Consider the following 25,244-nt stretch of genomic DNA (forward strand, 5'->3'; position numbering starts at 1 on the left):
TCAGCCCCCTGCGACCAGGTCGCGGCGCGCGTTGAGGTAATCGGCGGCGGTGATCGCCTTGCCGCCCTCGCGCTGCAGCACGCGCAGGCGCAGCGCGCCTTGGCCGCAGGCGATGTCGATGCCCTCGCGCCCGACCGCCAGCAGGGTGCCCGGCGCCTTGCCCTGGTTGTCGGCCAGCGCCAGCGCGCCATGGATGCGCACGCGCTCGCCGGCCAGCTGCGCCTCGGCGATCGGCCACGGGTTGAACGCGCGCACGGTCCGCTCCAGCACCTGCGCATCGTCCGACCAGTCCAGCCGCGCCTCGGCCTTGTCCAGCTTGTGCGCGTAGGTCACGCCCTGCGCCGGCTGCGGCTGCGCGATCGGCTTGAGGCCGGCACGCAGCAGGCCCAGGCCGTCGGACAGCACCTGCGCGCCGAGCTCGGCGAGGCGGTCGTGCAACGACCCGCCAAGCTCGCCGGCCTGGATCGGGGTGTGCTGGCGCAGCAGCACCGGACCGGTGTCCAGCCCGGCCTCCATCTGCATCAGGCACACGCCGGTTTCGGCGTCGCCGGCCTGGATCGCACGCTGGATCGGCGCGGCGCCGCGCCAGCGCGGCAGCAGCGAGGCATGCACGTTCCAGCAGCCATGGGTGGGGATGGCCAGCACGGCCTTGGGCAGGATCAGCCCATAGGCCACCACCACCATCAGGTCCGGCTGCAGGTCGCGCAGCTGCTGCTGGGCCTCCGGCGTCTTCAGCGATTCGGGCTGGAACACCGGAATGCCCCGGGCGATCGCCTCCAGCTTCACCGGCGAGGGCATCAGCCCACGACCGCGGCCGGCCGGGCGGTCGGGCTGGGTGTACACGCCCACCACCTCATGGTGGCGCGCGGCAGCACGCAGCGACGACACGGCGAACTCAGGCGTACCGGCAAAGACAATCTTCATGGCGTTCCCACTTGCAGAAAGAAAAACGGCGCCGGAGGTCGGCGCCGAACAACCGGTCGCGGGGCGCGGGCTGGCCGCGCCGCCACATCCGTGGCCAGGTCAGGCAACGTGCTTGCGCTGCTTGGCCAGCTTCTTGCGGACCATCTCGCGCTTGAGCGGCGAGAGGTAGTCGATGAACAGCTTGCCGTCCAGGTGGTCCATCTCATGCTGCACGCAGACGGCCAGCAGGCCGTCGGTGGTCAGCTCCTGGGCCACGCCCTGGCGGTCCAGGAAGCGCACGGTGATGCTGTCGGCGCGGGTCACGTCGGCGAAGATCCCGGGGACGGACAGGCAGCCTTCCTGGTAGACCTTGCCGCCTTCGCTGGCGGCGATCTCCGGGTTGATGAAGACCAGCGGGGTGTTCTTCTCCTCGCTGACGTCGATCACCATGAAGCGCTTGTGGACGTCGACCTGGGAGGCGGCCAGGCCGATGCCCGGGGCCTCGTACATGGTCTGGAACATGTTGTCGATCAGTTCCTGGAAGGCCGGGGTGGTCACCTCGGCGGCGTCGATCCGCGCGGCCTTGGTGCGCAGGCGCGGGTCCGGGAACTCAAGAATGGGCAGGAGAGCCATGGCAAATACCGTTTGGGGGCGCCCTTAAAGCGGCGTACGTCGCAATTCTATCGCCAACGCTTGCCTTGCGCCCCGGTTTCTGGACTATAGTGCTCGAACCTGTTGGGGAATCAGGCACCACACCTATGTTTGAAAAGACACGTACGGTCGTCGCCGTCGCGATGCTGACCGTCGCTACCTATGCTACCGCCGTTGAAGTGAATGGCGGGCACCCGGAAACCTATGTCGTCCAGAAGGGCGATACCTTGTGGGATATTTCCGCGCGCTTCCTTAAAAAGCCGTGGTTGTGGCCGGAAATCTGGCAGGCCAACCCGCAGGTCAAGAACCCGCACCTGATCTACCCGGGCGACGTGCTGAGCCTGGCCTACCTGGACCGCGTCGTGGCCCAGCCGGGCCCGCGCCAGGAAGCGCCGATCAACGCGATCCCGCTCAGCCAGGTCGAGCCCTTCCTGAAGCAGCTCAGCGTGGTCGATGAGATCGCCTCGCTGCCGGACGTGGTCGGCCTGGAAGACAACCGCCTTCGCGCCACTACGGGCCAGGTGGCCTACGTGCGCGGTTTGGACGGCGCCCAGGTGGGCCAGCGCTGGGCCGTGGTCCGCCCGACCGTGCGCTTCTCGCTGCCCAAGCCCACCGAGGACCTGACCGCCCATGGCAGGGTCACCCCCGGCAGCGGCAACCTGTGGGCGAACTTCGTGGCTGAACCGAGCCAGCGCCGCGAGGTACTGGGCTACGAACTGGCCCAGCTCAACGTGGGCACCGTGACCAAGTTGCCGGACGGCCGCTCGGACGTGACCACGCTGTCGCTGCAGGGCCGGGTCGACGGCCGTGAAGTCCGCGCCGGCGATCGGCTGGTACCGGTGGAAGCGACGCCATACGACCTGCAGTTCGTCCCGCACGCCCCCGCTGCCCAGACCGAAGGCCTGGACATGCGCGTGTTGGCGGTGACGGACATGTACCTGTCGGGCGGTCCGCGCGATGTCATCGCGATCTCGGCCGGCAGCGCCAACGGCATCGACAACGGCACCGTGGTCTCGCTGTGGCGCCAGGGGCGGCATGTGGCCGACCGCAAGAAGTACCCGGGCTCCTCGCGGATGGACGATTCGCTCACCGACGGTGCCGGCCGGATTTCGCTGCCGGACGAGTACGCCGCCCATGCGATGGTGTTCCGCACCTTCGACAAGGTCAGCTACGCACTGGTGATGCAGGGCGTGAAGCCAGTGCTGGTCGGTTACTCGGCCAAGCATCCCGACGCGCAGTAGGCACCGACCGCTGGTCGGGGCACATTCTGACGCACCAACGCGACGGCGCCCGAGGGCGCCGTCGTCGTCTGCGGGCTAGCCTGACCCGATGCCCCAGACGCCCCCCTGTTCCACCGAGGCGCTGCTGCGCCTGGTCCTGGCCGGCGGCGCCATCGCTCCGCGCCGCACCCTCCTCACGCGCTTCGAAACACCCGCCGACGCCCTACGCGGCGGCCCGGCGGCATGGCGCGCCGCCGGATGCAGCGCCGAACAGCGGGCCCGGCTGGCCCTGCCCGAGCGCGAGGCGCTTGCCCGTGGGCTACGCTGGCTGGAACAGCCCGGCCGACACCTGCTGCCGGCCGGCGATCCCGACTATCCGCCCCTGCTCGGCGAACGGGACACCGCGCCGCTCGCTCTTTTCATCCATGGCGACCCGGCGGCGCTGTGGCATCCAGGCGTGGCCGTGGTGGGCAGCCGTACCCCATCCCCCACCGGCGGGGAGTTGGCGGCGGAATTTGCCACCGCGCTGGCCCGCAGCGGCCTGGCGGTGGTCAGCGGGCTGGCGGCCGGGGTCGATGCGCGCGCCCACCGGGGCGCATTGGAGGTCCCCGACGGGCGCACCGTCGCCGTGGTGGCCACCGGCCTGGACCTGGCCTTCCCGCCGCGCAATACCGCCCTGCAGGCCTGCATTGCCGAGCGCGGCGCGGTGGTCAGCGAGTACCCGCCGGGGACGGCAGCGCGTCCCGGGCAGTTTCCCGCCCGCAACCGGATCGTGGCCGGGCTGTCGCTGGGCACGCTGGTCATCGAAGCCGCGCTGCGCTCCGGGGCGCTGATCACCGCGCGCCTGGCCGCAGAAGCCGGCCGCGAGGTGTTTGCCCTGCCCGGTTCGGTGCGCAACCCCCGGGCCCGGGGCTGCCACCGGCTGATCCGCGACGGCGCCCAGCTGGTCGAAACGCCGGCCGAGGTGGTGGCCGGCCTCACCGGGGCGGCGGCGCAACTGGGCCAGGCCTTGCGTTCCCGCCTGGCAGCCCCCACTGAACAGGCACGGCCCACGGTGCCCACCCCCTCCCCCGCTCTTCCTCCCGACTACCAGCGCTTGTGGAAAGTCCTGGATGAAAACCCAACGGGTATGGATTCATTGATCCAGCGCAGCGGATTGACGGCGACGCAGCTGTCGGCCATGCTGCTGATCATGGAACTGGATGGAAAGGTGGTTGCCACCCATGGCCGCTACTGTAGAAAACCCTAGTTTCTTCACCTCCACAGCGTCGTTGACGCAGGCCGAGGGGCAATGAAAGAGAGCATTCTGGACGTCCTGCTGTACCTGTTTGAACACTACTTCAGCGAAGACGCGGACATCGTCCGCGACCGCGATACCCTCCAGAACAGCCTGATACAGGCCGGCTTCAGCCCCACCGAGATCAACAAGGCCTTCGACTGGCTCGACGCCCTCGCCGAGCAGCGCCCCGCCGTGAGCGTGGCCCGGGTCGACGGTCCGGTCCGCATTTTCCATGGCCCGGAGCTGGACAAGCTCGACGTGGAAGGCCGCGGGTTCCTGATGTTCCTGGAACAGCACGGCATCCTGGACGCCAACCAGCGCGAGCTGGTGCTCGACCGCGCCATGGCCCTGGACCAGGACGACCTGGACCTGGACGACCTGAAATGGGTGGTGCTGATGGTGCTGTTCAACCAGCCCGGCGCCGAAGCCGCCTACGCCTGGATGGAAACCCAGATGTTCGTGGACGAGCCGGAACCCCTTCACTGACCGTACACTGGGTGCTTCGCGCATTCAGGGGAATGGAAAGTGAGCCAGTGGTTCTATGCAGAAGGGAATCGTCAGCAGCGTGGTCCGCTGACATCTGAAGAGTTGGTTGAGAAGTACACGTCCGGCGAAGTCGCGCTGGACTCCCTCGTCTGGCGTGACGGGCTGCCACAGTGGCAGCCCCTGCGCAGCGTGGCCGACGAGCTGGGCCTGGTGATCGCACCGCCGCCCATGGCCGGACCGGACCTGGGTGGACCTCAGCTGGAGCCGGTCGTGCCCAGCCCGCCGCGCATTCCCGGATTCGATTCGCCCCCCCCTTCGTCTTCGCCGCACGCCGCCGTGCCGGGCCCGGCGCCGTCCTACGTGCGTGCCGCACCGCCGCCGAAGAAGACCTCCGGCTGCCTGGTCATCGGCCTGGTGGTGGGCGTCGGGTTCCTGGTGGTGATGGGCATCCTCGCCGCCATCGCGATTCCCGCCTATAACGACTATCTGCACCGCGCCCGGGTGGCCAATGCGGTCGGCATCGTGTCGCAGTTGAAGTACCAGGTGAACGAGTTCGCCCTGAACACCGAGCGCTGCCCGGTCAACGACGACGACGGCTTCAAGAGCCCGAGCTCGTATGCCGGCGATTACGTCGGCGCGGTGCGGATCGGCCGCTTCGGCGAAGGCAAGTGCGGCATCGAGATGGAGTTCTCGGTGCCCGGCAAGCGTGCGCTGGATGGCAAGATGCTGTGGTTCGAGTACGACATGCAGAGCCAGGAGTGGACCTGCAGCAGCGATCTCGACGCCAAGTACGTGCCGGTGCAGTGCCGCGGCTGAGCCGCGACTTCATGATTACGGATGAATCCAGAAGGGGAAGTACGCAATGACTGAGTGGTATTACGCCGATGGCCAGGAGCGCCAGGGCCCGTTGATGGCCGAAGACCTCCGCCAACGCTTCCAGCGCGGGGAGATCAGCCTCACCACGCTGGTCTGGCGCGAAGGCTATGGCGCGTGGAAGCCGGTGTCCGAAGCGGTGGAGGAACTGCAGCTGCAGAACCTGACCAGCGCGACCGAGAACCTGGGCAGCGGTTTCGACCTGCGCGGGGACTACACCGCCATCGACAACGGCACCGCCCCGCTCCCGGGCACCGGGGGCGGCACCTACTCGCCGTACTCCGCGCCCGGCGCCACCGGCAGCTACGGCGCGACCGTGGTCAGCGGCGGCGAGGTGGTCTATGCCGGCTTCTGGAAGCGCTATGCCGCCTACTTCCTGGACTCGATCGTGGTCGGCATCATCAACATCCCGGTCAGCCTCATTTTCAACCTGATCGGCGCGGCCAGCGGCAACGAAACCCTGGCCGTGGCGCTGAGCCTGGTGGCGATGCTGGGCGGCTTCGTGATCGGCATCGGCTACTACGCCGGCTTCCACGCCTCGCGCGGCGGCGCCACCCTGGGCAAGATGGCCGTGGGGATCAAGGTGGTGCGCAGCGACGGTGAGCGGATCACCTTCATGCGCGGCGTGGGGCGCTATTTCGGCTTCATCCTGAGCAGCCTGACCCTGTTCATCGGCTTCATCATGGCCGCCTTCACCGAGCGCAAGCAGGCCCTGCACGACATGCTGTGCGACACCCTGGTGGTGGACAAGTGGGCGTTCACCGAAAACGCCGAGTTCCAGGAGCGCGGCCTGGGCACCGTGACCATCGTGATCCTGGTCATCAGCGGCATCCTGACCGTGATCAGCATCGGACTGGTGATCGCCATGTTCGGGGTCATCGCCTCGTCCATGTCCTGACCCTCCTCACACCGGGCCGCTTGACACGGGCGGCCCCGGCGTGATTCCTCTAGCACGCGCAGAACCTGAACGCCCGGCGCACAACCGGGCGTTCAGCGTATGGAATTCGACGGCTGCCCTTCACTAATGCGGCCTTTTGCTCCACCCTAGCGCCCTCCCCCGGGCCGCTGCCCACAGAAATCAACGACATGCCCAAGCACCTGCTCATCGTCGAATCGCCCGCCAAGGCCAAGACGATCAACAAATACCTCGGCAAGGACTTCACCGTCCTGGCCTCGTATGGGCATGTGCGCGACCTGGTCCCCAAGGAAGGCGCGGTCGACCCCGACAACAACTTCGCGATGCGTTACGACCTGATCGACAAGAACGAGAAGCATGTCGACGCCATCGCCAAGGCCGCCAAGGGGGCCGACGACATCTTCCTGGCCACCGACCCGGACCGCGAAGGTGAGGCGATCAGCTGGCATATCGCCGAGATCCTGAAGGAACGCGGCCTGGTCAAGGACAAGCCGATGCAGCGGGTGGTCTTCACCGAGATCACCCCGCGCGCGATCAAGGAGGCCATGAACCAGCCGCGCGCCATCGCCAGCGACCTGGTCGACGCCCAGCAGGCGCGCCGCGCGCTGGACTACCTGGTCGGCTTCAACCTGTCCCCGGTGCTGTGGCGCAAGGTCCAGCGCGGCCTGTCCGCCGGCCGCGTGCAGAGCCCGGCGCTGCGCATGATCGTCGAGCGCGAGGAAGAGATCGAAGCCTTCATCGCCCGCGAATACTGGAGCATCGACGCCGCCTGCGCGCACCCCTCGCAGCACTTCAATGCCCGCCTGATCAAGCTGGACGGGCAGAAGTTCGAACAGTTCACCGTGACCGACGGCGACACCGCCGAGGCCGCGCGCCTGCGCATCCAGCAGGCCGCGCAGGGCATGCTGCATGTCACCGACGTGGCCAGCAAGGAGCGCAAGCGCCGCCCGGCCGCCCCGTTCACCACCTCCACCCTGCAGCAGGAAGCCTCGCGCAAGCTCGGCTTTACCACCCGCAAGACCATGCAGGTGGCGCAGAAGCTGTACGAAGGCGTGGCCATCGGCGACGAAGGCACGGTCGGCCTGATCTCCTACATGCGTACCGACTCGGTCAGCCTGTCGCAGGACGCACTGGCCGAGATCCGCGACGTGATCGCCCGCGACTACGGCATTGCCGCGTTGCCGGACAAGCCCAACACCTACCAGACCAAGTCCAAGAACGCCCAGGAAGCGCACGAAGCGGTGCGCCCGACCTCGGCGCTGCGGACCCCGGCGCAGGTCTCGCGCTACCTGACCGACGACGAGCGCAAGCTGTACGAGCTGATCTGGAAGCGCGCCGTGGCCAGCCAGATGATTCCGGCCACGCTCAACACCGTCAGCGTCGACCTCTCGGCCGGCAGCGAGCATGTGTTCCGCGCCAGCGGCACCACCGTGGTGGTGCCCGGCTTCCTCGCGGTCTATGAGGAAGGCAAGGACAACAAGAGCGCCGAGGACGACGACGAAGGCCGCAAGCTGCCGGCGATGCAGCCGGGCGACCGCGTGCCGCTGGACCGCATCCTCGCCGAACAGCACTTCACCCAGCCGCCGCCGCGCTTCACCGAAGCGGCGCTGGTCAAGGCGCTGGAAGAGTATGGCATCGGCCGTCCGTCGACCTATTCGTCGATCATCCAGACCCTGCTGTTCCGCAAGTACGTGGAAATGGAAGGCCGCAGCTTCCGCCCGTCCGACGTCGGCCGCGCGGTGTCCAAGTTCCTGTCCAGCCACTTCACCCAGTACGTGGACTACGACTTCACCGCCAGGCTCGAGGACGAGCTCGACGCGGTCTCGCGTGGCGAAGAAGATTGGATCCCGTTGATGGCCCGTTTCTGGGACCCGTTCAACAAGCTCGTGGAAGAGAAGAAGGAATCGGTCGACCGCGCCGAGGCCAGTGGCGCGCGCGAGCTCGGCACCGACCCCAAGACCGGCAAGCCGGTCAGCGTGCGCCTGGGCCGGTTCGGGCCATACGCGGCGATCGGCAGCACCGCCGAGGATGCCGAGGAGAAGCCGAAGTTCGCCTCGCTGCGCCCCGGCCAGTCGATGCACACCATCAGCCTGGAAGACGCGCTGGAACTGTTCCTGATGCCGCGCGCCCTGGGTGAGGACAAGGGCGAAGACGTCAGCGTTGGCATCGGTCGTTTCGGTCCGTTCGCCAAGCGCGGCAGCACCTACGCCTCGCTGAAGAAGGAAGACGACCCCTACACCATCGATCTGGCCCGCGCCGTGTTCCTGATCGAAGAGAAGGAAGAGATCGCGCGCAACCGGATCATCAAGGAATTCGACGGCAGCGAGATCCAGGTCCTGAACGGTCGCTTCGGCCCGTACCTGAGCGACGGCAAGATGAACGGCAAGATCCCCAAGGATCGCGAACCGGCGTCGCTGACCCTGGCCGAAGTGCAGCAGCTCATGGAAGAAACCGGCAAGCCGGTGCGCAAGGGCTTCGGCAAGAAGGCCGCCAAGAAGGTCGTGGCCAAGAAGGCTGCAGTCAAGAAAGAGCCGGCTGCGAAGAAGGCGACGGTGAAGAAGGCCGCCGCGAAAAAGGCACCGGCCAAGAAGGCCGCCAAGAAGGCGACGGCGAAGAAAGCCGCGGCCAAGAAGGCGGCAACGAAGAAGGCCGTCGCCAAGAAGGCCTGACCGGTTGCGCCCATGAACGAGCTCACCGTCGATTCGGCTGTTCCCACCCTGCACGCTGGCGGGGTGGTCGCCTACCCCACTGAAGCCGTATGGGGGCTGGGCTGCGATCCGGCCAATGAAGCTGCGGTGTTGAAGCTGCTGCGGCTCAAGCAGCGCCCGGTCGAAAAGGGCATGATCCTGGTCGCCGCCGACCTGGCCCAGCTGGACGGCTGGGTTTCGGTCAATCAACTGCCGGCTGACCGCCGGGATGAGGTGCTGGCCAGCTGGCCCGGCGCGCACACCTGGATCCTGCCGGCGGGCCCGCGTGCACCGCGCTGGGTCACCGGCGAACACTCCGGCATTGCGGTGCGGATCAGCGCACATCCCCTGGTGGGCGCGCTGTGCCGTGCCTGGGGCGGACCGCTGGTCTCGACCAGCGCCAACCTGGCCGGCCAGCCGCCGGCACGCACCCGCGCCGCTCTGGATCCCGCGCTGCTGGCCCTGCTGGACGGCCTGGTCGACGGCGCCACCGGCGGCCTGGCCCAGCCCACCCCGATCCGCGACGCCCTCACCGGGCAGGTGCTGCGCACCTGAGCCGCGGCGTTGTTTACGCGTGCACAGGCAAGGCCGCACACTGCGGCCATGCGCCCGTCCCCTGCCCTCTGGTTGTTGCTCCTGCTGCCCGGTGTCGCCGCTCCGCTGGCGGCCCAGGACAGCAGCGTGCGGGTGTACCGCTGCGTGGGCAGCAATGGCGCGGTGTCGCTGCAGGACGCGCCGTGCCGTGACGGCCGCCAGGAAGTGCGCGAAATGCAGCGCCCCCGCGACCCGGCCCCCCGGGTCGTGCGCAGCGACAGCACACCGTCCACGCCACCGCCTGCCGCGCCCGAACGCGAAGTGCGCTACGTCCACGTACAGCCGCCGCAGCCGATGTACGAATGCATCCGCGACGATGGCAGCCGTTACTCCAGCGAGACCAGCGAGGGGAATCCGCGCTGGGTGCCGGTGTGGACCAGCGCCTGGTTGCCGGGACGCGGTCCAGGCGGCATTCGTCCGGGACCGGGACCTCGCCCGGGTCCCGACCCGCGCCCGGATCCCCGTCCGCTTCCGCTTCCGCCTATCGCACCAATGGGCAGCGGTTCGATCACCTCCAGCGGTGGTTCGCTGACCGTGCAGGGCGGTGGCTCGCGCGGCGGGGGCAGTTTCACCGTGGGCAGCGGGAGCACCCAGTGGCACACCGAAGGTTCGGCCTACCCCGGCACCTACCATGACGTGGTGGTGCCGGCCGGCAATGTGCTGGTGCGCGACCAGTGCCATCCCCTGCCGGCCAGCGAAGTGTGTTCGATCCTCAGCGACCGCCGCTGGGAGCTGGTGCGCCGTTACAACAGCGCGCTGCAGGGCGAACGCGACGCGATCAGCCGTGAACAGCGCGGCGTGGATGCGCGGCTGGACCGCGACTGCCGATAGGGCGGCGGGCCAGGTGCGTTGTATCCTGCGCGGATGAAACCCTGGTGGCTCCTGTTGCTGTGCGTGGCCTCGTCGGCAATGGCCGACGACGCGATCGTGTTCCGCTGTACCGACGCCGATGGCAACAGCACCGTGCAGGGCACGCCGTGCCCGGCCGGCAGCCACCAGGTCATCCAGCGCATGAACGCGGCGCCGTCGCGCGCCGAGGTGTCGGTGTCCAGCAGCATTACGCCGCCCGCAGCGGCGCCACCACCGGTGGCACCCGCGGCCAGCGCGCCAGCGGCGGCGGGCGACGCGCCCGCTGCGGTGCCCGCCTTTGTGCCCGGCAAGGCCCGGCCGGTCGAGCGCATCATTTCAGAGGCCTACGAAGTGCCCACCGGGACCGCGATCCTCGACACGGCCAACCTGCCCAAGCCCGGAGACGATGCAACCGCAGCGGACACCGACAAGCCGCCGCTGCCGGAGATCTACCAGTGCCAGGCACAGGACGGTGGCCGCTACCTGCATGAGCGCGAGCCCGCGCCGCCGCACTGCCAGCTGCTGTCGGTCACCGCCCTGGGCGGGGCGACGCCACTCAATGCCGCCAGCTGCGAGGTGATCCGCGACGCGTGCGAGCCGATACCCGAAGACCAGCGCTGCAACGCGTGGCAGCAGCGCTTCCGCGATGCACGCGGGCGCGAGCGGTTCGCTTCGCCGGACAATGCGGCCGCCGCTGCGGCAGAGCGCGCCCGCCTCCAGGCAGTGCTGGCCGAGTCGAGCTGCGCGGTCCCCGGTTGACGTTAAAACCCGTAGCGCAGGAACCCGCCGTCCACCGCGATGCATTCGCCGGTGACGTAGCTGGCCGCAGGCAGGCACAGGAAGCCCACCGCAGCGGCCACTTCTTCGGGCTCGCCGATGCGGCGCATCGGGGTACGGTCGATGACCTGCTCGTAATAGTCCGGGTCCGACAGCGGCCCGGAGGTGCGGCGGGTGCGGATGTACCAGGGCGCCACCGCATTGACCCGGATGCCGTCTTCAGCCCACTCCACCGCCAGGTTGCGCGTCATCTGGTGCATGGCGGCCTTGGTCATGCCATACACCGCGCCGCTGCGCACGTGGGTGAGGCCCGACACGCTGCCCACGTTGACGATCGCCGAGGCCGCATGGCGCGCCAGCAAGGGGTGCGCGTAGCGCGACAGCTCGAAGGCCGAGAACAGGTTGGTTTCGAAGATGCCGCGCCATTCGTCTTCGGTGTATTCGGTGGCCGCCTTGGTGACGTTGCCGCCGGCATTGTTGATCAGCAGGTGCAGGCCGTCGCTGTGGTCTTCCACCCAGTCGAGGATCTCGCGGCGGTCCTCGTCGTCGGAGACATCGGCGGCAAGCCCGTGGATCTCACGGTCCGGGTACGCGTCGGCCAGCTCGTCGCGGGCCATTTCCAGCGCATCGGCGTCGCGCCCGACGATCAGCAGGTCGGCACCGAATCCCAGCAGTTCGTGTGCGATCGCCAGGCCGATGCCGGCACTGGCACCGGTGATCAATGCGGTCTGTCCATCCAGTCGCCAACGATGCGCGCTCACCTGCTTCTCCTGCGTTGGGGGCCTGCCCCGTAAGTCGTGCGGGCAGGATAGCCCGCATGCGGGTGCAGCGCATCCCGTCACACACGGGCTGGCAAAGCGGTGCGACACTACGATTTCCTGGGCTCGCCCGCGAGGTTGCCATGTTGATCCGTATCACCCTGCCGCTGCTCGGCCTGCTGGTAGTGAGCGGCTGCAACCGTCCGGTGCCGCCGGATCCCGACAAGCGCCCCGAACCGCAGGCCACCGCCCTGCGCGACGCCGTGCAGGGACCGCTGGAGAAGGCCAAGGCGGCCCGCGAAACGCTGGAAAAGGCGCCGGATACACGCGCCGCGGATGACTCCGCCATCGAACCCTAAATAAAAAAAACCCGGCTTTCGCCGGGTTTTTTCGATGTATCAGAAGCCGCAGAAGCAATATGCCAGGGCTTTCACCGGGGCACTGCCGCGCGGGTCGCGGGCGGCATCTTCAACGAAGCGCAGCTGCGTATCCACTTCCGGCATCGACCGGGCCAGCATGATCCGCGCCATGCCGGTTTCGCCCAGCATCCAGGCACCGGCGTGGCTGCCGGCAAAGCCGCTCAGGAACTGTGCAAACGGGGTGGCCGCCTTTTCGATGTAGCGCACCCGCACTTTGTCGGGACCGCCCAGCTTGGCGCGGTTGGCGGCATCGGCAATGGCGTCCTTCAGGCCACCGAAGGCGTCGACCAGGCCGCGCTCCTTGGCCTGCGCACCGCTCCACACGCGGCCACGCGCCACTTCGTCCACCGCTTCCACCGGCTTGTTGCGCGCATCGGCGACCTTGCCGGTGAAGTCGGCGTAGCCCTTGTTGATCACCGACTGGATCACCTGGCCCACGGCCGGATCCATCGGACGGGTGATATCGAAGGCACCGGCGAAGCGGGTGGTGCCCACGCCGTCGGTATGCACGCCGATCTTGTCCAGCGAGCGCGACAGGTTCGGGATCATGCCGAAGATGCCGATCGAACCGGTGATGGTCGACGGGTCGGCATAGATGCGGTCGGCATTCATGCTGATCCAGTAACCACCCGAAGCAGCGAGGTCGCCCATCGACACCACCACCGGCTTGCCGGCGGCCTTCAGCGCCACCACTTCGCGGCGGATCTGCTCGGAGGCGAACACTTCGCCACCCGGCGAATCCACGCGCAGCACCACCGCCTTGACGTTGTCGTCGTCGCGCGCTTCGCGCAGCAGCGCCGAGGTCGACTCACCGCCGACGCGACCGGCTGGCAGGTCGCCGCCGGCGATTTCGCCAGAGGCCACCACCACGGCTACCTGCGGACGCGAATCCACCGGGGAACCGCGCATGTCGAGCTGGGCCAGGTAGCCGTCCAGATTGACGCTGCGGAAGCCGCCGTCGGCGTCTTCGTCGGCCACGCCACGGTCGGCGAGCAGGTCTTCGACTTCCTCACGGGTCTTCAGACCGTCCACCAGCTTCTGCTGCAGGGCGAACTTGGCCAGGTCGCCACCGGCGGCGGCGATGCCCTCAGGCATCGTGTCGATGCCGGCCGCCAGCTGCGCGGCGTCCAGCTTGCGCGCCTTTGCGATGTCGGCCAGGTAGCGCTGCCACACGTCGTTCATCCAGAACAGGTCGGCTTCCTTGGCCTGCGGCGAGGCGGCGTCCAGCACGTACGGTTCGGCCGCGGACTTGTACTCGCCCACCTTGAACAGGTGCACGTCCACGCCCAGCTTGTCCTGCAACCCGGTGCGGAAGTACTGGCGGTAACGGCCAAGGCCTTCCAGCACCACCCCGCCCATCGGGTCGAGGTAGATCTCGTCGGCCTGCGCGGCCAGCAGGTACTGCCACTGGCTCAGGTTGTCGGCATAGGCCACCACCTGCTTGCCCGACGCACGCACGGCCTGCAGCGACGCCGCCACTTCACGCATTGAAGCGAAGCCGCTCGGCTGCAGCTTGTCCAGCTGCAGCACCACCCGCTCGATCTTCTTGTCGTCCCGTGCCGCATCCAGCGCGCGGATCAGGTCGCGCAGCTGCACTTCCTCGGCGCTGTTGTCGCCAATGGCCTTGGCAAGCGCTCGGCTGACGGGGTCTGCACTGAACTGCTCGACCAGGCGGCCTTCCGGCGCGATCACCAGCGAGGTGCGGTCCTGCAGGGCACGGTTGCTGCTGGCGCCCTTGCCCATCGCCACCACGAACAGGACGAGGATCAGCAGCAGCAGGCCGAAGAACAGCAGGTTGAGGATCAGCCTGCGGGTAAAGTTCATCACATCCCACAGCCCGATGAAGAAGCTGGCGACAGGATTGCGACGCACGGGTTGGTTCATGGGGGAAACTCCAGTTGGCTTCTTGCCGTGGTACCAGCATAGCCGCTGCCGGACAGGCCGGCATCGGACACAAGTAAGGGGGCCGTCAGGCCAGGGTGGTCCCGACGCGACGGCTGCTGACCCGCAGCCGCCAGCCCATCAGGATCGCCGCGGCGGTCAGGCCCAGGATCAGGCCCAGCCACATGCCCTGCGGTCCCATGCCCAGGCCCAGGCCGAGCCCGGCGCCGAGCGGCATGCCCAGCCCCCAGTACGAGAACATGGCGATGAACATCGGCACGCGGGTGTCCTTCAGGCCGCGCAGCGCGCCGGCCGACAGTACCTGGATGCCGTCGGGGAACTGGAAGGCCGCCGCATACAGCAGCAGGGTCGAGGCCAGCGCGGCCACGCCCAGGTCGGCGGTGTACACGCCGACGATGGCGTCGTGCCCGAACAGCAGCACCAGCGCCGAAAGCGTCTGCGTTCCCAGGATGATCAGCAGCCCGGCAATCGAGGCCCGACGCACGCCCAGCCCGTTGCCGCTGCCCACCGCATGGCCCACCCGCACGGTGGTGGCTTCGGCCACGCCCATCGGGATCATGAAGCACAGCTGGGCCACGTTGATGGCGATCTGGTGCGAGGCGGCTTCGGTCGCGCCCAGGCGGCCGATCAGCAGGGCGGTGACGATGAACAGCCCGCCTTCCATCAGCACCGTGATGCCGATCGGCAGGCCGGTCCGCAGCAGGTCCCAGATCGCAGCCCAACGCGGCAGCTCCAGGTGCGAGAACAATTCCAGGTGGGCGAAGCGGCGGGTCTTCCACAGGTAACCGGCAAAGCACAGCGCCTGGATCCACATCATGGTGGCCGAGGCGATGCCCAGGCCTTCAGCGCCCATTTCGGGGAAGCCCAGCTTGCCGTAACACAGCACGTAGCCCAGCGGTGCCAGCACCAGCAGGCCGCCGAAGCCAAGCAGCATGGTAGGCAGCGTCCAGTGCATGCCTTCGCTGAGGTAGCGCATGCAGAAGTACAGGGTGAGCGCCGGGCCGCCCCAGCGCACCGCATGCAGGAAGGCGGTTGCGCCGGGCACGATGTCCGGCGCGATGCCGAACGCCGGCAGCAGCGGCGGCACCACCGTGAGGAAGGTGAACATGATCAGGCCCAGGCCCAGCGCCAGCCATAGCGCCTGGCGGAACAGCGGGCCGATCTCGCGCTCGCGGCCGGCGCCGTGCAGCTGCGAAACCGAGGCGGTCAGCGAGATCAGGGTGCCGATCGGAATCAGCATCGGCAGCCACAGCAGGGCGGTGCCGATGGTGACGGCGGCCAGGGTCTGGGTGCCGTGGTGCCCGGCGATGACGTTGTCGACGAAGGAAATCAGGCCGGTGGAGACATGGCCGAGCACCAGCGGCAGCGCGAGCAGGCCGGTGGCACGCACTTCCCGGGAGAGGCGCGGCGTGGAGGTAACGGTAGACATGGGATCACAGACCGCAGACTACGGGAGCGCGCGAAGGGCACAGGCACCGGGTTGCGGGCGGCCATCTTACGCTTACCGCACTACATTTTCCCGCAGCCAGGCATCACGGGCGGCCGGCGCCAGGCCCAGGAACTGGTCACGTACGCGGTCGCGCTCCTGCGGCGGGGTGCGCTGGGCGATCAAGGTGAGCTGGGCCAGCTGGCCGTCGTTGAGCTGGCGCAGCGCGACCAGGGCGGGTTCGCGCTGTTCCACCGGCAGGTAGCCGAACAGGCCCTGCAGCTTGGGGAACTGCTGGCCCAGCTGCGGGCCCAACCGCCAGCCGTCGCGGAAGCGCTGGTCCTGTTCGTCGAAGCGCGCGCGCAGCGACTGCTGCTGCGCCGCCGGCAGCGCGGCCACGCGGCGCGCGGCCTCGCGGATGCGGGTGCGCTCGGATTCGGGCAGCGCCTGCCACTGCGCGTAGCGGGTGCGCAGCTCGCGCAGCTGGGCCGGATCCAGCGCGGCCGGCGTTGCGGGAATCGCCGGTGCGGTGGTCGGGGTGGGGACGGGGGCGGCAACCGGGGTGGGCAGCGGCAGTGCCTGGGGCGCGGCAGTGGCGCCAGCGGACAGGGCCATCAGGAGCAGCAGGATCGACTTATTCATCGGCGGCAGACGTCTCCAGGCCGGCAGCGGCAGGTTCGGGGCGGTTCGGTTGCGGCTGCGACTCATCGACGGGCACCGGACCGCCGGCCGCGAACCAGGCATACAGATCAGCATCGCGGGCCAGCATCAGTTCGGGATCGGCCAGCATCGCCGCGTCGCTGGCGGCATGCGCGGGGTCGGCCGGCGCGGCCACCGGCAGGTCGTCGGCCGGCAGCTGTTCCACGGCCACCGGGTCGGCGGTGGACACCGCACCGTCGGGCACGCTCGCCTCGGGGGGGACGGCGGCCGGCCGATGCTTCCACCAGGCCGCGCCGCCCAGCAGCACGCCGGTGGTGACCAGCAGGATCAGCAGGCCTCGCCACACGGGCCGGCGATTGCCGGCACGGCGACGGGCAGGGCCGCGGCGGGGGGCGGCCTCTGCAGGCGCGGGCGCGCGCCAGGAGGCCGCTCCCTTGTCCTTGCCCGGTGCGGGCACGGCGGCCGGCTGATGCAGCTGCTGCAGGCGGCTGGCGGGCATCTCGCGCAGGCGCTGCTGGACCTGCTCGGCCAGCGCGCGCCAGCCGGCGGCATCCGGGTGGCCGTGTGCGTCGCGCGGGCAGGCCTCGGCCAGCGCGTGCTGGTAGTCGGCCACCGGCATGTCCAGGATCTGTGCGGCGGCGGCCTCGTCCAACCCGCCACCGACCCGCAGCAGCAGGGCCAGGCGCGCGGGCGGTGCCAGCTGCGGCAGGTGCGACAGTTCCGGTGCCCACTGCCCACCTGCGGCGGGAACGCGGATCGGGGTGCGGTGCGCCAGCAGGATCCAGAACCGGTCGGGCCACTGGGCCATGGGCACGTCGCTGGCGATCCCGGCGAACGCACGCATGACCGCGACCAGGGCCTGTTCGGCAACGGTCGAGTCGCCGCACTGCAGCTCGGCAACGACCAGGGCACGGCGTTCAACGCCTCGCAGGAACGCGGACAATGCGCCCGCTGCGTTGGATGAAACAGGGGCGTTCACAGCCGTCATAGCAACTCCATCAAGTGCCGGAATGATAGCGAGTGCGCCCCCGGTCGGGCATGCCGATGCAGGCCGCAGGCGGCGCGACATACGGCCGGGAACGCTTGACAGCCGCGCAGGTTGTGCACAGCACCAACAAAAACGGCACAAAACCGGGGGGTGAAGCCCGCGTCACCCGTGTGTCAGCTTTGTTTCACAGCCATATCATTGATTGTATTACATTTTGTTGTGTGGCTATTTTTTGACCAACAGAGGTGTGAGGGCGGAACTCCCTGACAATCAGCTCGGAGTTCGACACTCGCGCACAGACTTATCCACAGAAGATGTGGATAAGACCGAATCTCCAATAGCCACGGATATTTAGCCGGTATTTAGGTTCCACGGCAGGCGCCGACAGGGGATTCTCCGACTGAACAGGCCGGTCCACGACCGCTACACTGGCCCGATGCTTTCGCCCGCCCCCACGCCCACCCTGCAGGTCGTCCTGCCCGTGCCCTTGCCGCAGTGGTTCGACTACGCCCCCCCGCCGGGCGAGCTGCCGCACGCAGGCGTGATCGGCCGTCGGCTGCGGGTGCCCTTCGGGTCCCGCGAGCTGGTCGGCGTGGTGGCCGGAATCGGCACAGTGGCCGACGGCGCCACCCTTCGCGCTGCGGTGGCGTGGCTGGACCCGGCCCCACTGCTGGGCGGGGAACTCTGGTCATCGCTGCAGTGGTTGTCGCGCTATACCCACGCGCCGCTGGGGGAAGTGGTCAGCACTGCCCTGCCCGCCCCGTTGCGCAAGGGCGAACCCGTCCCCGACACCCATCGTTGGGGCTGGCAGCTCACCCCTGCCGGCCAGGAGCCGGGCGTGAAACTGCGCGCGGGGACACGACCCCACCGCCTGGCCGAGCTGCTCGGCAACGGCAGTGTCGATGAGGACCTGCTGGACGAGGCACTGTATGACTGGCGCAGTGCCGCCCGCGCCTTGGCCAAACGCGGGCTGGTCGAACGCGTTGCGCTCGCGCACAGCGCGGCGTTGCCCAGCCTCCGTCCCGGCCCGTGCCCGAACGCGGAGCAGGCCGACGCGATCGCGGCCATCACCGCCGGGAAGGGTTTCGGTGCATTCCTGCTCGATGGTGTGACCGGCAGCGGCAAGACCGAGGTGTACCTGCAGGCGATCGCGGACTGCCTGGCGCGCGGGCGCCAGGCGCTGGTCCTGGTGCCCGAGATCGGGCTCACCCCGCAGACCCTGGCCCGCTTCCGCAGCCGCTTGGGCATCACCGTGCATGAGCTGCACTCGGGCTTGAACGACAACGAACGCGCGCGGGTCTGGGCAGCCGCCGCACGCGGCGAAGCGCAGGTGGTGGTGGGAACGCGCTCGGCGGTGTTCACACCGCTGCCCAACGCCGGCCTCATCGTGGTGGACGAAGAACACGACGGCAGTTACAAGCAGCAGGACGGGATCCGTTACCACGCCCGCGATTTCGCGCTGGTGCGGGCCAAGGCGCTCGACATTCCCGTGGTCCTGGGCAGCGCCACCCCGTCGCTGGAGTCGCTGCACAACGCACACGCGGGCCGGTACACCCACCTGCGCCTGAAGCAGCGCGCCGGCGAGGCCCGACCGCCCACGGTGCGCGTGCTCGACGTGCGCAAGCGCCCGCTGAAGGACGGCCTGTCGCCGGAGGTCATGCAGGGCATCGAGCAGCACCTGCAGGCCGGCCACCAGGTGCTGGTGTTCAAGAACCGTCGCGGCTACGCACCGGTGCTGCTCTGCCACGACTGTGGCTGGACCGCGCCCTGCAAGCGCTGCGATGCGCCGATGACCGTGCACGCTGGCGGGCGCCGCCTGCAGTGCCACCACTGCGGCGCGCGCCAACCGGCGCCGCTGGCCTGCCCGGACTGCGGCAGCCTGGCGCTGCAACCACAGGGCATCGGCACGGAACGGCTTGAAGAGCATCTGGTGGAGGCGTTCGCCGACTACCCGGTGATCCGCATCGACCGCGGCACCACGAACCGGCGCGACGCACTGGAAAGCCAACTGGCGTCGCTGGGCGACCGTGCCGGCATCCTGGTCGGCACGCAGATCCTGGCCAAGGGCCACGACCTGCCCAAGCTGACCCTGGTGGTCGTGGTGGGAATCGACGAAGGCCTGTTCTCGGCCGATTTCCGTGCCAGCGAAAAACTGGCCCAGCAGCTGATCCAGGTGGCGGGGCGCGCGGGGCGCGCGACCGATCCCGGCGAAGTCTGGCTGCAGACCCACCATCCCGGGCATCCGTTGCTGGAAACGCTGGTCAATGGCGGTTACCACGCCTTCGCCGATGCCGAACTGCAGCAGCGCGAAGCAGCAGGCTTCCCGCCGTTCGCGCACCTGGCGCTGCTGCGCGCCGAGGCGCAGCAGGTGGAACATGCCAATGCCATGTTGAGCGGCGTGCGCGAGCTGATCGCGCACGACAGCCCGGTGGAGCGGTTCGGCCCGATGCCGGCACCGATGCCGCGCCGCGCCGGTTACCAGCGCACCCAGCTGTTGTTGTCGGCGCCGTCGCGACGGCCGCTGCATGCACTGTTGGACCAGATCATGCCGCAGGTCTACGCGCTGCCGCAGGCGCGGAAGGTGCGCTGGTCGCTGGATGTAGACCCGATGGACCTGTATTAGGTCAGCGGCGTCATCACCGCCTTGACGTACGCGGGGCGCTGCTGCAGGCGCTGGTACCACGCTTCCAGGTGCGGCAGCGACGGGCGCTGGATCGGCAGTTCGAACCACGCATAGACAAGTGCGCCCAGCGGGATGTCGCCCATCGCAAACTGCTCGCCGGACAGCCACGGTTGCCGCGCCAGCGTGGCATCGGCCATCGCCAGCAGCTCACCGGCACGCACCACGGCCGCGTTGATGCGCGCTTCGTCGCGGTTGGCCGGTGCGGTGCGCATGATGCCCCAGATCAGTTCGCTGTACAGCGGCGCCATCCGCGAGGTGCTCCAGTCCATCCACTTCTCGGCCTGGGCGCGCGTCATCGCGTCTTCCGGGTACAACGTGCCCAACGCGTAACGCGCGCTCAGGTAGCGCACGATGGTGTTGGACTCCCACAGCGGCAGGCCCTGGTCTTCGATCACCGGCACCAGCCCGTTGGGATTCATCGCCGTGTACCCGGGCGACTGCGTGCCACCGAACGGACCACCCACTTCGATGGATTCGTATGGCAGGCCGATTTCCTCGGCGCACCACAACACCTTGCGCACGTTGCTGGAATTTTGCCGGCCCCAGATCTTCAGCATGTTGGTTTCCTGATCATTGAAGTGCGCCGCTACGATACGCCGATGGCCGTACCGCTGCGATGGCCGCTGAATCGGGTTGCAGGCATGCACGTGCACATGCAGCCCGACATGCGACGATGCGCATATTGGAATCGACCGTCCTGGAGCGTCTGCATGACCCGCGATCCCCTGCCCCACCTGGTCATCATCGGGGGTGGTTTTGCCGGCCTCTGGGCCACCCGCGCACTGGCCAGCGCGCGCGTCCGCATCACCCTGGTGGACCGTCGCAACCACCATCTGTTCCAGCCGCTGCTGTACCAGGTCGCCACGGCGGGCCTGTCCGCACCCGATATCGCCGCACCGCTGCGCCATATCCTGGGCGAGCAGCGCAACGTGGAAGTACGACTGGGCGAAGTCACCACCCTCGACAAGCACGCGCGCCAGATCACCCTGGCTGATGGCAGCACACTCGGCTACGACACGTTGATGCTGTGCACCGGCGCCACCCACGCCTACTTCGGGCACGACGAATGGGCCGCCGACGCGCCCGGCCTGAAGACACTCGACGATGCCATCGCGCTGCGCCGCAAACTGCTGCTGGCATTCGAGCGCGCGGAGGCCGAACCCGATCCGGCGCGCAAGGCAGCCTGGCTCAGCTTCGCAGTCGTGGGCGGTGGTCCGACCGGCGTGGAGCTGGCCGGCACCCTGGCCGAGATTGCGCGGCATACCCTGCGCAACGAGTTCCGCCACATCGACCCGGCCAGCGCCAAGGTGCGGCTGGTGGAGGCGGGCCCGCGCGTGCTGTCCAGCTTCCCCGAGGTGCTCTCGCTCAAGGCGCGCCGACAACTGGAGAGGCTCGGCGTGGAAGTACTGACCGGCACCCCGGTGAGCAACATCAACGGCGAAGGCTTCCAGCTCGGCGAACAGTTCATTCCCGCGCGCACGGTGGTCTGGGCGGCCGGTGTGGCGGCCTCGCCGCTGGCGCGCACGCTGGAGGTGCCGCTGGATCGCGCCGGGCGCGTTCCGGTGCAACCGGACCTCACCGTGGCCGGACACCCCGAGATCTTCGTCGCTGGCGACCTGGCCGCGCTGCAGCAGGCCGATGGACGCCCGGTGCCGGGCGTGGCGCCGGCAGCCAAGCAGATGGGCAAGCACGTGGCCGCCACCGTGCGCGCAAGGCTGGAGGGTCGGCAGGCGCCCGGGCCGTTCAAGTACCAGGACTTCGGCAACCTGGTCACGATCGGCCGCATGGCCGCCATCGTGCACCTGGGCCGGCTGCAGCTGTCGGGCGTGCTGGCCTGGTGGTTCTGGCTGGCCGCGCACGTGTTCTTCCTGATCGGCTTCCGCAACCGGATCGTGGTGCTGCTCAACTGGGCCGTGGCGTACTGGAGCTACCAGCGCAGCGCGCGGATCATCTTCGGCGACGACCAGGACGACCGCCGCCCCCGGCCTTGAGCAGCACGCTCAGGTCGGTTCCGCGTCGGCGGCCTGCAGCCACGCCAGCTTGCGCTCGCGGGGCTGCTTCTTGAGTGCCCACTCGGCCTTCGACGCCGCCGCACGGTCCGGATAGGCGCGCACGGCCAGCACCTTCAGCGGCGGGTTGGCGCGGGTGTAGCGCGCGCCCTTGCCGCACAGGTGCGCCTGGAAACGGGCGTCCACGTCGTTGCTGATGCCGGCGTAGTAGCTGCCATTTCGGCATTCGAGCAGGTACACGTACCAGGGGGCGGGTTCAGCGGGCATACCGGGATTATCCACCGGCGCGGGGATGCTGGCTGCTAGAATCCGCGCCGGACGCGGCGCCGCCTGCGTCCTGGAGTTCCCCCCATGCTGCTCGCTGTCATCTACCTCATCGCCATTTCCGCTGAAGCCATGACCGGCGCCCTGTCCGCGGGCCGGCGACGCATGGACCTGTTCGGCGTGGTCATCATCGCCTGCGTCACCGCGCTGGGCGGCGGCTCGCTGCGCGACATCGTGCTCGGCCATTACCCGCTGGGCTGGGTCCAGCACCCGGAGTACCTGGGCTTCACCATCTGCGCGGCCTTGATCGCCACCTGGCTGGCGCGCTGGATGCATCATTTCCGCCGCACCTTCCTGGTGCTGGATGGCCTGGGGCTGATCGCGTTCACGCTGATCGGGTGCGCCGTGGCGCGCGACGCCGGCCACTCGGTGCCGATCGTGTTGATCGCAGGCATGCTCACCGGCGCTTTCGGCGGCGTGCTGCGCGACGTGCTGTGCAACGAAGTGCCGCTGATCTTCCAGAAGGAGCTGTACGCGGTGATCACGCTGTTTACCGGTGCCGCGTGGCTGGGCCTGCTGGCGCTGGGCGTGTCGCTCAATGCGGCCACGCTCTGGTCGCTGGGCGGCGGCTTTGCATTGCGCCTGCTCGCGATCCACTACAAGTGGGAAATGCCGAAGTTCGTCTACCGTGACGAAGTGCACTGAAGCGGCAACATCACCGTGAGCGGATGGATCGGTGACACGATGAACCCGTGCTTGAGATAGAACGCCTTGGCCGGTTCATCGATGGCGTGGCAGAGCAATGCACGGGCACCCAGCTGGCCGCAGGCCTGCAAGGCGCGCAGCACGGCATCTTTCAGCAGGCCCTGGCCGATTCCCTGCCCGGCCCACTCTGCATGCACGGCCAGGCGCCCGAGCACGATGACCGGGATCGGATCCGGCATGTTGCGACGGATCCTGCCTGGCGCAGTGTCGTGCGATATCCCGCCAGCGGAAAGCGCGTAGTAGCCGACCACGCGTTGCTGCTCGTCGCAGCTGACAAAACACCGCGAAGCGCCCGACGCCTGGTTCTGGTGCGCGCGCTCAAGCAGCCACCGGGTCAGCGCAGGGGCGCTGCAGCGGAAGCCATCAAGCAGATGTTCCGCCTGCAGCGGTACGGGAGCGGAGAGCCGCAAGGGCTTACCGCTCCCAGGGTGCGGGCGTGCTCAACAGCCGGCGCAGCGCCGGGTTGTCTTCGAGCGGCGCGTCCAGCAGTGCATTGAACCGCTGCAGCTGCTCCGCACTCACGTTGAACTGCGTCTGGTCGGCCAGGACTTCGCGCGCCTTGTCGCACGCCGCGTCGAGGATGAACTCGGTGCGGTTCACACCGCTGATCTGCACGGCGCGATCGATCAGATCCTGCTTGTCGGCCGGTGCGCGGAAATTGATGACCTTGCTTGCGGTTCCCATGGGGAGCACTCGCACGTTGCTGGATTGTGCATACATTGTACATACACCTTGTGGAGCTCTCAAGCGAGGCCTGAAGTCTGCGCCACTTGGGTTGGGTGTATCCAATTGATTCTAATTAACAAACCAGGGATTTCAGTAGGCGTGGTCTTTCGCGGGGCCGGCCGGCCGCCGGCCCCGCACCCGCCTCAGGCGGCCGCTGCCAGACGGCGTGCACGCCGCGCGCGCACCGCCTGGGCCAGCGATTCCAGCACCTCCAGCGAGGTGTCCCAGCTGATGCAGCCGTCGGTGATGCTCTGGCCGTAGGTCAGCGGCTGGCCTTCCACCAGGTCCTGGCGACCGGCGACCAGGTGGCTTTCCACCATCACCCCGACGATGCGCTCTTCACCGCCGGCCAGCTGCGCGTTGATGTCGGCAACCACCTTGGGCTGGTTTTCCGGATTCTTGCTGCTGTTGGCGTGGCTGGCATCGATCATCAGCCGCGCCGGCAGGTGCGCCTTGCCCAGGGTCTGGCTGGCCGCATCCACGCTGTCCGCGTCGAAGTTCGGCTGTTTGCCGCCGCGCAGGATCACATGGCAGTCCGGGTTGCCGGCGGTGGCGACAATGGCGGTGTCGCCCTGCTTGGTGACCGACAGGAAGTGATGCGGGTTGGAGGCGGCGCCCACTGCATCGGCGGCGATCTTGATGTTGCCGTCGGTGCCGTTCTTGAAGCCCACCGGGCACGACAGCCCCGACGCCAGTTCACGATGCACCTGGCTTTCAGTGGTGCGCGCGCCGATCGCGCCCCAGGCCACCAGGTCGGCGATGTACTGCGGCGAGATCACGTCAAGGAATTCCACGCCGGCCGGCAGGCCCAGCTTGTTGATGTCGCGCAGCAGGCCGCGGGCGATGCGCAGGCCCTTGTTGATCTGGAAGCTGCCGTCCAGGTCCGGATCGTTGATCAGGCCTTTCCAGCCGACGGTGGTGCGCGGCTTCTCGAAGTAGACGCGCATGACGATCTCCAGATCGCCGGCGTAGGCGTCGCGCAGCGGCTTGAGGCGATGGGCGTATTCGATGGCAGCCACCGGATCGTGGATCGAGCACGGGCCGATCACCACCGCCAGGCGGTCATCTCGGCCATGCAGGATCTCGTGCAGCGCCGTGCGCGAGGCACTCACCGTATCGGAGGCTTCGTCGTCGCAGGGCAGCATGGCGATCAGCTGCGCCGGCGGGGTCAACGGTTCGAGTTTTCGGATGCGCAGGTCGTCGGTGTGCGGGGGCATGGGGGGTCTCCTGGAAGGTGGGGGTCCCCAGCGCGGCGGCAACAAAAAAGCCGCCAGGTGCGCTGGCGGCTTTCGGGTATGCGTCTGAAGCTTTCTTCAGGTTGAGCGCATGCCTTCCTCCGCCGGTGGCTTCGGAAAGTAATACCAAAAGTAGGAATTGGCGGGGCGTGCGTTCATTGGGGACTATAGATA

25 protein-coding genes are annotated in these 25,244 nt (G+C 68.4%); 13 read left to right on the forward strand and 12 right to left on the reverse strand.

The window, feature by feature from the left end:
- Complete coding sequence (gene fmt, locus PDM28_RS16865; RefSeq protein WP_102945986.1) at positions 1 to 924, reverse strand: methionyl-tRNA formyltransferase; 924 nt, start codon at positions 922 to 924, stop codon at positions 1 to 3.
- Between the two features lie 99 nt (positions 925 to 1,023).
- Positions 1,024 to 1,536, reverse strand: coding sequence for a peptide deformylase (gene def, locus PDM28_RS16870; protein ID WP_070207596.1), 513 nt, complete (start codon positions 1,534 to 1,536; stop codon positions 1,024 to 1,026).
- Positions 1,537 to 1,661: 125 nt separating this feature from the next.
- Between def and PDM28_RS16875 the strand changes: the two genes are divergently transcribed.
- The 9 genes from PDM28_RS16875 to PDM28_RS16915 all read left to right on the forward strand — a co-directional run bounded on the left by PDM28_RS16875 (position 1,662) and on the right by PDM28_RS16915 (position 11,217).
- Positions 1,662 to 2,795: a LysM peptidoglycan-binding domain-containing protein gene (locus PDM28_RS16875; RefSeq protein WP_311182926.1), complete on the forward strand. Its 1,134-nt coding sequence runs from the start codon at positions 1,662 to 1,664 to the stop codon at positions 2,793 to 2,795.
- 88 nt (positions 2,796 to 2,883) lie between these two features.
- Positions 2,884 to 4,023: a DNA-processing protein DprA gene (gene dprA, locus PDM28_RS16880; RefSeq protein WP_311182927.1), complete on the forward strand. Its 1,140-nt coding sequence runs from the start codon at positions 2,884 to 2,886 to the stop codon at positions 4,021 to 4,023.
- A 42-nt stretch (positions 4,024 to 4,065) separates the two neighbouring features.
- On the forward strand, positions 4,066 to 4,539 hold the full coding sequence (locus PDM28_RS16885; RefSeq protein WP_070207599.1) for a DUF494 family protein: 474 nt from the start codon (positions 4,066 to 4,068) through the stop codon (positions 4,537 to 4,539).
- A gap of 39 nt (positions 4,540 to 4,578) precedes the next feature.
- Complete coding sequence (locus tag PDM28_RS16890) at positions 4,579 to 5,355, forward strand: pilin (protein ID WP_311182928.1); 777 nt, start codon at positions 4,579 to 4,581, stop codon at positions 5,353 to 5,355.
- 46 nt (positions 5,356 to 5,401) lie between these two features.
- On the forward strand, positions 5,402 to 6,310 hold the full coding sequence (locus tag PDM28_RS16895; RefSeq protein ID WP_311182930.1) for an RDD family protein: 909 nt from the start codon (positions 5,402 to 5,404) through the stop codon (positions 6,308 to 6,310).
- 188 nt (positions 6,311 to 6,498) lie between these two features.
- The gene (locus PDM28_RS16900; RefSeq protein WP_311182931.1) at positions 6,499 to 8,997 is read left to right on the forward strand and encodes a DNA topoisomerase I; all 2,499 of its coding nucleotides are present in this window, start codon (positions 6,499 to 6,501) and stop codon (positions 8,995 to 8,997) included.
- Between the two features lie 12 nt (positions 8,998 to 9,009).
- Positions 9,010 to 9,570, forward strand: coding sequence for an L-threonylcarbamoyladenylate synthase type 1 TsaC (tsaC, locus tag PDM28_RS16905; protein WP_311182932.1), 561 nt, complete (start codon positions 9,010 to 9,012; stop codon positions 9,568 to 9,570).
- Between the two features lie 48 nt (positions 9,571 to 9,618).
- Positions 9,619 to 10,440: a DUF4124 domain-containing protein gene (locus PDM28_RS16910; RefSeq protein ID WP_311182933.1), complete on the forward strand. Its 822-nt coding sequence runs from the start codon at positions 9,619 to 9,621 to the stop codon at positions 10,438 to 10,440.
- Positions 10,441 to 10,473: 33 nt separating this feature from the next.
- Positions 10,474 to 11,217: a DUF4124 domain-containing protein gene (locus PDM28_RS16915; protein WP_311182934.1), complete on the forward strand. Its 744-nt coding sequence runs from the start codon at positions 10,474 to 10,476 to the stop codon at positions 11,215 to 11,217.
- A gap of 2 nt (positions 11,218 to 11,219) precedes the next feature.
- On the opposite strand, the gene PDM28_RS16920 is transcribed toward PDM28_RS16915, so the two are convergent.
- Entirely contained in the window at positions 11,220 to 11,996 is a 777-nt protein-coding gene (locus PDM28_RS16920) for an SDR family oxidoreductase (protein WP_070207606.1), read from the reverse strand.
- Between the two features lie 140 nt (positions 11,997 to 12,136).
- Between PDM28_RS16920 and PDM28_RS16925 the strand changes: the two genes are divergently transcribed.
- A complete protein-coding gene (locus PDM28_RS16925) occupies positions 12,137 to 12,352 on the forward strand; it encodes a hypothetical protein (RefSeq protein ID WP_311182935.1) in 216 nt (71 codons plus the stop codon).
- A gap of 39 nt (positions 12,353 to 12,391) precedes the next feature.
- Here PDM28_RS16925 and sppA read toward each other — a convergent pair whose 3' ends face one another.
- From sppA to PDM28_RS16945, 4 genes are all read right to left on the reverse strand, one after another.
- Entirely contained in the window at positions 12,392 to 14,296 is a 1,905-nt protein-coding gene (sppA, locus tag PDM28_RS16930) for a signal peptide peptidase SppA (protein ID WP_102945996.1), read from the reverse strand.
- 85 nt (positions 14,297 to 14,381) lie between these two features.
- Positions 14,382 to 15,743: an MATE family efflux transporter gene (locus PDM28_RS16935; RefSeq protein WP_102945997.1), complete on the reverse strand. Its 1,362-nt coding sequence runs from the start codon at positions 15,741 to 15,743 to the stop codon at positions 14,382 to 14,384.
- Positions 15,744 to 15,815: 72 nt separating this feature from the next.
- The gene (locus PDM28_RS16940) at positions 15,816 to 16,382 is read right to left on the reverse strand and encodes a DUF3106 domain-containing protein (protein WP_311182936.1); all 567 of its coding nucleotides are present in this window, start codon (positions 16,380 to 16,382) and stop codon (positions 15,816 to 15,818) included.
- Positions 16,375 to 17,388 carry a hypothetical protein gene (locus PDM28_RS16945; RefSeq protein WP_311182937.1) on the reverse strand — a complete coding sequence of 338 codons (1,014 nt, stop codon included), beginning with the start codon at positions 17,386 to 17,388 and terminating at the stop codon, positions 16,375 to 16,377. The genes PDM28_RS16940 and PDM28_RS16945 overlap by 8 nt, the downstream gene beginning before the upstream one ends.
- A gap of 436 nt (positions 17,389 to 17,824) precedes the next feature.
- Here PDM28_RS16945 and PDM28_RS16950 point away from each other — a divergent pair, with 436 nt between their 5' ends.
- Positions 17,825 to 20,011, forward strand: coding sequence for a primosomal protein N' (locus tag PDM28_RS16950; protein ID WP_311182938.1), 2,187 nt, complete (start codon positions 17,825 to 17,827; stop codon positions 20,009 to 20,011).
- Here the strand turns inward: PDM28_RS16950 and PDM28_RS16955 are convergent.
- A complete protein-coding gene (locus tag PDM28_RS16955) occupies positions 20,008 to 20,628 on the reverse strand; it encodes a glutathione S-transferase family protein (RefSeq protein WP_311182939.1) in 621 nt (206 codons plus the stop codon). The genes PDM28_RS16950 and PDM28_RS16955 overlap by 4 nt on opposite strands.
- Positions 20,629 to 20,781: 153 nt before the next feature.
- Between PDM28_RS16955 and PDM28_RS16960 the strand changes: the two genes are divergently transcribed.
- Complete coding sequence (locus PDM28_RS16960; RefSeq protein ID WP_311182940.1) at positions 20,782 to 22,062, forward strand: NAD(P)/FAD-dependent oxidoreductase; 1,281 nt, start codon at positions 20,782 to 20,784, stop codon at positions 22,060 to 22,062.
- A gap of 9 nt (positions 22,063 to 22,071) precedes the next feature.
- On the opposite strand, the gene PDM28_RS16965 is transcribed toward PDM28_RS16960, so the two are convergent.
- Positions 22,072 to 22,347, reverse strand: a complete 276-nt coding sequence (locus PDM28_RS16965) for a GIY-YIG nuclease family protein (protein WP_311182941.1) — start codon at positions 22,345 to 22,347, stop codon at positions 22,072 to 22,074.
- Positions 22,348 to 22,431: 84 nt separating this feature from the next.
- Between PDM28_RS16965 and PDM28_RS16970 the strand changes: the two genes are divergently transcribed.
- On the forward strand, positions 22,432 to 23,049 hold the full coding sequence (locus PDM28_RS16970) for a trimeric intracellular cation channel family protein (RefSeq protein ID WP_311182942.1): 618 nt from the start codon (positions 22,432 to 22,434) through the stop codon (positions 23,047 to 23,049).
- On the opposite strand, the gene PDM28_RS16975 is transcribed toward PDM28_RS16970, so the two are convergent.
- From PDM28_RS16975 to PDM28_RS16985, 3 genes are all read right to left on the reverse strand, one after another.
- Positions 23,028 to 23,519: a GNAT family N-acetyltransferase gene (locus tag PDM28_RS16975; RefSeq protein WP_311182943.1), complete on the reverse strand. Its 492-nt coding sequence runs from the start codon at positions 23,517 to 23,519 to the stop codon at positions 23,028 to 23,030. The two genes, PDM28_RS16970 and PDM28_RS16975, sit on opposite strands and share 22 nt — an antisense overlap.
- Positions 23,520 to 23,523: 4 nt before the next feature.
- Entirely contained in the window at positions 23,524 to 23,793 is a 270-nt protein-coding gene (locus PDM28_RS16980; RefSeq protein ID WP_102946005.1) for a type II toxin-antitoxin system TacA family antitoxin, read from the reverse strand.
- Between the two features lie 185 nt (positions 23,794 to 23,978).
- Complete coding sequence (locus tag PDM28_RS16985) at positions 23,979 to 25,052, reverse strand: 3-deoxy-7-phosphoheptulonate synthase (RefSeq protein WP_311182944.1); 1,074 nt, start codon at positions 25,050 to 25,052, stop codon at positions 23,979 to 23,981.
- Between the last annotated feature and the right edge of the window lie 192 nt (positions 25,053 to 25,244).

This window comes from Stenotrophomonas aracearum (genome assembly GCF_031834615.1).
GTDB lineage: Bacteria > Pseudomonadota > Gammaproteobacteria > Xanthomonadales > Xanthomonadaceae > Stenotrophomonas > Stenotrophomonas aracearum.